The 5,975-nt window shown below is 62.9% G+C and carries 4 protein-coding genes and 1 pseudogene; all 5 read right to left on the minus strand.

Going from position 1 to position 5,975, the window contains the following annotated elements:
- Window positions 1-142: 142 nt before the first annotated feature.
- Entirely contained in the window at window positions 143-1,225 is a 1,083-nt protein-coding gene (locus KTN05_RS16980) for a HigA family addiction module antitoxin (protein ID WP_217330564.1), read from the minus strand.
- Between the two features lie 1,020 nt (window positions 1,226-2,245).
- Window positions 2,246-3,850: a recombinase family protein gene (locus tag KTN05_RS16985; protein WP_254368320.1), complete on the minus strand. Its 1,605-nt coding sequence runs from the start codon at window positions 3,848-3,850 to the stop codon at window positions 2,246-2,248.
- Window positions 3,851-4,583: 733 nt separating this feature from the next.
- On the minus strand, window positions 4,584-5,072 hold the full coding sequence (locus tag KTN05_RS16990) for a hypothetical protein (RefSeq protein ID WP_217330565.1): 489 nt from the start codon (window positions 5,070-5,072) through the stop codon (window positions 4,584-4,586).
- Complete coding sequence (locus tag KTN05_RS16995) at window positions 5,063-5,494, minus strand: hypothetical protein (RefSeq protein ID WP_217330566.1); 432 nt, start codon at window positions 5,492-5,494, stop codon at window positions 5,063-5,065. Before KTN05_RS16995 ends, KTN05_RS16990 begins: the two co-directional genes overlap by 10 nt.
- Before the next feature lie 73 nt (window positions 5,495-5,567).
- Window positions 5,568-5,975: pseudogene (locus KTN05_RS17000) on the minus strand (hypothetical protein); the annotation flags it as partial.

Raw genomic sequence — 5,975 nt, forward strand, 5'->3', positions numbered from 1 at the left:
ACGGTCACCCGAAAAGCGCCATCGAGGACCTCATGCCCTGGTGCTTCAACCAGCCGTCAAGCATCGCCGCATAGGGCAACGACCTCGCGCTTACGGAGCATCACGTGAGATGCTACGGTCGAAGACCAACTCTCGAAATATGCTATGCTTTCGCGTCAGCCCATTCAAAGCGAGCCTTCAACCCATTCAGGTGCGCGAAGGGCAGAATCCCGCGATGCTGAAGCATTCCAACAATGATGCCAGGATGCAGCCCCACCTCGTCTGCGAAGTTTCGCACTGCTGCTTCCGAGCGAGGCACGGTTCGACAAAATTCCGAGAAACGACTCCGGCCGACCAGCTGCTCCTCAGCCCACACGTCTGCCTCGTTTTCAGCCCCATCGCCTATGCCGCCTTGGTCATCGGCGAATGTGCGGCCACGATGAAGCGTAATATGGCCCGCCTCATGGAAGAATGTCCACCAGAAGTGATCATTTGACTTCATCCTAAGTGACATTTGAATAATTGCACGACTTCCGTCCAGCCATCGAGCGGACCCGAAAAGCCGAGTTTTTGATAATGGAGGTTCGAAGACCAGTGCGACGCCGGATTTTGCGCAAAGATTAATCATCTGAGGCGCGAACACTTCGACTTGCTCACATGTTAGGCCGCGAATTTCTCTCACAGACGCCTGAAACCGCGCCTCATCAAAGACAGGCAGTTGCATCGCGCGAGCACGCAGTTCACCAAGCATAAGCCACGCCGCAACATGACCTTCCTCCGAATTAAAGCTTCTTGAGTGGCGATGCTGAACTGCTAAGTTCCTCAGTCGGGAGGCAAATGCGTCGGGCGAGCCAATTCCTAGGAACGAAAGAAGCCGTTCGCACAACTCTTCGACCTTGGCTCCTTTCGGCAATACATTCCGTTCGACTAGCTCCTTCACCGGAAATCTATCGAGAAATTCCCTGCAGTTCTCAATCTCGCGCCGACGGGCCTCACGGGCCTCGTGTAGATCCCACTCCGCCTGAAGGGCGGTCCAGATATCCGCCTTCATGCCTAGAACATGCTCGAACTTCAGCGCAGTTTCTGCACTTACCGGATTGCTTCCATTAATTATCGTGCTGACGAGTTTAGGAGTCAGATCTGCCAAACGGGCAAACTCTGCCTGGGACCAACCTCTGCTCTCAATATACTCAGCCAGATGCTCTCCGGGGTGAACAGCCCAGTCCGGGGACCATGCTTCTGCCATTCTAGCACCCATTTCAGTTCCCTCCTACTCATCACGTCAATGGTAGTCGACGACCCCATTGATCTGAATGGCTGTAACTTTGCTAAGATCCGCCTCAGCCTGCGCCTGAGCGTCGTCTGGCGGCCACAAGGGTTCGAACAGAAGCCGCCAGTTTCCTGTTATATCGACCGCAAAACATCCGGCATCCTTGCCGGAAAGCGGATGACATCGCGTCGGAGGCTCTGTAGGAACATCTGCTAGACACCGTGCAGCCCTGAGCACACCGAGGCGCATCTGCAAGCGCTTGGCCCTGTCTCCGAAGGCCCTGGTCATCTCTGCGCCCGACTCCATCTGTCGCCGCAGTTTTCTGCTTGCAAACTCGATTCGCATCCCGGTCCTGCGTTACCTAGTAGGTAATCTCCCTTGGGGAGTTACGCAACAGGTAACACGCAAGCCCGCAGGCGAAAAGCTGAAAAAAATGGCCCTACTGTAGGCGCTCGGCGGGTCAAACAAGTGACTGGTTCCCCCTAGTTGTTGTGAACGCCACACTCCGTCGTCGTGTGTCGGTTTGCGGCCCTCGCCTGCCGGTCTGCTGCCAGAGAGGCCTGTGATGCGGCAGTTGCAGCGAACGGCAGGAAGCTTCCGCAGCGCAGACAATGCTCCGCCGTCTGGCTGTGCCAAGGACGAACGACCGCTTCAGGGATGCTGCGCTGCAGCGCGACGCTCGCGACGACCGTCCGCAAAGGGCCGAAGATATCGATGTGGCAGAGCGGCGATCCCGGAGTCGGGACGCCTGACACAGATCATGTTTGCCGGCGGCACATCAACGCCACCTCAACCCACATACGCCGTCTTCGTGCGGATGGTGCGGGCGAAACAGGGTGAAGATCGGCTAAAGTGCTAGTGGAAATTGCGCTACTTCAAACGGTTAGGGCTTAAGTCATTGATTGTGTTGTGTTCGCCAGATAATGGCGGGGTAGGCTCATAACCTGAAGGTCGTAGGTTCAAATCCTATCCCCGCAACCAACACTAATTCTCCCGTCATATCAACGGCTTCGTGGCAGCCGCCGAAGCCGCGTCGGCATGTCCGCTTGCCGTCACCTTGTGGAGCGGCTGGCCGGTCGCCAAGCAGAGCAGACCCGCCAACGCGCCCTGCAGGTCGATCGCAAGCTTCGTGCCGCCGTCTTCATCCGGCGCCTCCTCCGCGGCGCCTGGCTCGGAGAGCCCACGGATCAGTTGCGCGACACGCTCACGATACGCCTTGGCCATCGCGGGATGAAAGCGGACCGGGTCGGGGGCAGGGACTGCGGAGAGCACCCGCTCCAGCTCCTTGCGGCGGGCATCCAGTTCGATCATCCGATCCTTCACCTGCTCCGCAGGCACTCCCGCGATGATCGCGTCGACCAGCTTCTTGTGGTCTGCGGTCACGCGGGCCAGCTCCTTCTCCAGCCCTGCCCGGCCGGCATCCGCCTGCGGCTGCAGACGGTTCCGCTCGGCAGCATATTCCTGGCAGAAGATCTCTACTGCCTCGGGGTCCATCAGGTGATGCTCCAGCGCGTTCAGCACCGAGCTTTCCAGCTCCTCGCGCCGGATCGTGGCCATGTTGGTGCAAATGGCCGCACCCTTGTTTCGGGCAGCCGAGCAGCCGAAGCTGTCCTTGGAAATCTTCGAGAAGCCGGCCCCGCAGCAGCCGCAGCTCATCAGCCCCGAAAACAGGAACTTCGGCCGGCGCCGGTCCCAGACCGGGACGTCGGTGCTCTTCGACTTCAGGCCGCCCTGGCGGCTGCGCGCCTGTTCCCAGAGCGCGTCGCCGATGATCCGGAGTTCCGGCACGTCCGTGATGACCCACTCCGCCTCCGGGTTGAGGCGCGAGACCCGCTTGCCGGTGCCGGGATCCTTGACGTAGCGGAGCCGGTTCCAGATCTGCCGACCGATATAGAGCTCGTTGTTGAGGATCCCGGTGCCGCGCTCGCGGTTGCCGTGGATCGTCGATGTTCCCCAAGCGCCGCCCTGCGGGCCCGGGAACTTCTCCAGGTTCAACGCTTCCGCGATCTTCTTCGGGGAGATGCCCTTGGCATAGTCCTCGAAGATCCGCCGGACCACAATGGCCTGCACCGGGTCGATCTCGCGGTCGCCGCGGATCGGCTCGCCATTGGCCGCAAACTTCGTGACCGCCCTGTAGCCATAGGTCAGCCCGCCCGCCGACTTGCCTGCCAGCGCGCGCCCCTTCAGCCCGCGATGCGTCTTCTTGCCGAGCTCCTTCAGGAACAGGGCGTTCATGGTCCCGGTCAGGCCGATATGCAGTTCGGAGACCTGGCCCTCGCTTGAGGTCTCAATCATCACACCCCGGAACTGCAGCTGCTGATAGAGGGCGGCGACATCGGCCTGGTTGCGGCTGAGCCGGTCGAGCGCCTCGGCAACCACGATGTCGAAGGCGCCGGTCTGGCCATCCCGCAGCAGCTTCTGGATGCCGCTCCGCATCATGCTCGCGCCCGACACCGCGCGGTCAGAGTAGACCTCCACCACCTCCAGCCCCTGCCGTGCTGCGTAGTCGCGGCACGACCGGACCTGGTCGACGATCAAGGCGTCCTGCTGCAGGTCGGAGGAGAACCGCGCGTAGATCGCGTCGCGCATGGCATGGCTCATGGGTCAGTCCTCAACTGGAAGCTGGTTGGGCGTCAGCACGACAGGCGGTCCGCCTCCGCTGCATGATCGGCGCGGGCCGCCTGGCGCGCAAGCGCGCGGATGAACAGGAGCCAGGCTTCCCGGTCCGGCGACACGGGCGTGGTGGCACGGCGCGCGGGTGAAGGGGCCACCGATGCGGCCGCCTCTCCTTCCGTCCTGCTGTTGCGCCTCTTCGCCACCTGATGTGCCTCTCCGATCCGCGCGGAGTGGCTCTCCGGCGGCTGATCTCGATGTTGCGGTGGTGGGACATGGGTCCGCTGCTCTCCGGATCAGCATAGGGCATGGGCGTTCGGGCGAGCGGGAAGGGCAGGTGAAAACCCGCGCGATTGGCCGCTTATGGACAGTTGGATGTGGACAACTCCCCGGCGCGCGAGCGGACACGACGTCTCCTGCGAGGATGGGAGTGGTCGGGCGCTGCTGAGGGCTTCCCGCGGACGTGTTCTGGCGTGAGCGGGTTTGTGAAAAAGAATACGTTGTGGGATCCGGACGGGAAAAGCGGCCGAGCGAGCCGAGCTTTCCCTCTCCGTCCTCTAGGCAGCAGGACCCGGCTTTTGCCGGAGCTGACGTCGCGGCGATCTTGCGCATCGCTTGAGCCCGAAGGCGGCCCGCGCATTTTCCAGATCGTCGAGGAGCGGGCGACACCGACCCCGGATGCGCCCGATCGCCAGCGTGGCCGAGTTGATCCTGATGCTGGTCATTCCGCCATCCAGGGCTGGTCCGGCCAGAGCCGCGCGATCACCGCACGACGCATCGTGATGGCCAGCGGATCATGGAAAATCTCCAGCGCACGCGGCTCCTCCTCCGGCGTCAGCCAACCGTCGGGCAGTCGCCAACGGGTGAAGAACAGCCAGTCCAGTTCGCTCCGGCGGACGAAGATCTGCCCTCTCCGCACGGAGTCCAGGGTGATCGGCAGGTGGCTTATCAGGACAGGAAAATGTCCCCCAACCTCCTCGGCCTGACGGGCGCGTCGCCGGGCCAGCGCCTTTGCAAGGTCCTCCTTCGTGATCGTCACGAAGCGGTGCAGTTCGGCGTGGATATGTGCGGGCATGATGGTGACTGCCCGGTCGACCGCCACCGTGAAACGCGGATCACTGGCGATAACCATCCCCCACTCATCCGGCTGCTCACGCCAGAGCACCAGCTCTGCGGCCTCGGTCCACCGGCCGAATTCGATCAATCCCAAGGCTCGCAGGACCGGCGCGAGTTCGGCCGCTGCATGGGCGGGGCCAAGCCCGAAGGCGGGGGCGATGTTCGAGGGCGGCGGGGTTCTTGCCTCCCGCCCGAACCAGGCGGCGTGTTCGGGTACCTCCGGCCGTCCGGCAGCCGGTAGGACAACAGATCCTGCTGGCGGGCCAGTTTCAGGACCGCCACGCAGATGTCGTCCCATCGCGGCAGGACCTCAGGGAGGCGCGGATGGGCGAGGGGGCGGGCGCCCCGGCCGGTTTCCACCGCCTGACCCAGCGCGGCGAGCGCCTCGCAGCCGATCTGATAAGCCGTGATGTGTCGGTGATCCCAGCCGTGTGCCATGCCGTCGCCCGGCAGGTTCTGTCGAATGAAGGCGATGACGCTATCGGGCCATCCGGCCGATTGTCGATCCCTGCTCATCTCTCGTCTCCTTCATCGGGGGGGGGGAACATCGGGGATCTGGCGATCCGGGATGGGACTGCTGCCTGGTCCTTCAGACGGCGACGAGTAAGCGGTCCTCGATCATTCCCCGCAGCAGCAGGCTGCGCTCGTGTTGCGGGTCCACCTCATGGGGATATCCGAGCGAGACGTTGCGGATCAGCGTCCGCCCGACACGCGCCTCCAGCCAGCGATGGGTGTGGCCGAACAGCCAGCCGTCGGGCTGGTGACGCCGGATGAATCCGTCGAGGTTCGAGGCGAAGACGGGCATGACACTGTCGATCGGGTCAGCAATCTCCCGGTGCGGCCCGTGATGGGTGACCACGAAGGTCCGGCCAACGAACGGCTCGCGCAACCGGGCCTCCAGCCGGTCATGCCCCTTGGCGTGGTGTAGGAGCGCCGGCCCTCGGAGAGGTCCGAGCTTGATCAGATTGCCACAGCGGGCAGCCTGATGCCGGGATTG

Source organism: Paracoccus sp. Z118 (assembly GCF_019061185.1).
Classification (GTDB): Bacteria; Pseudomonadota; Alphaproteobacteria; order Rhodobacterales; family Rhodobacteraceae; genus Paracoccus.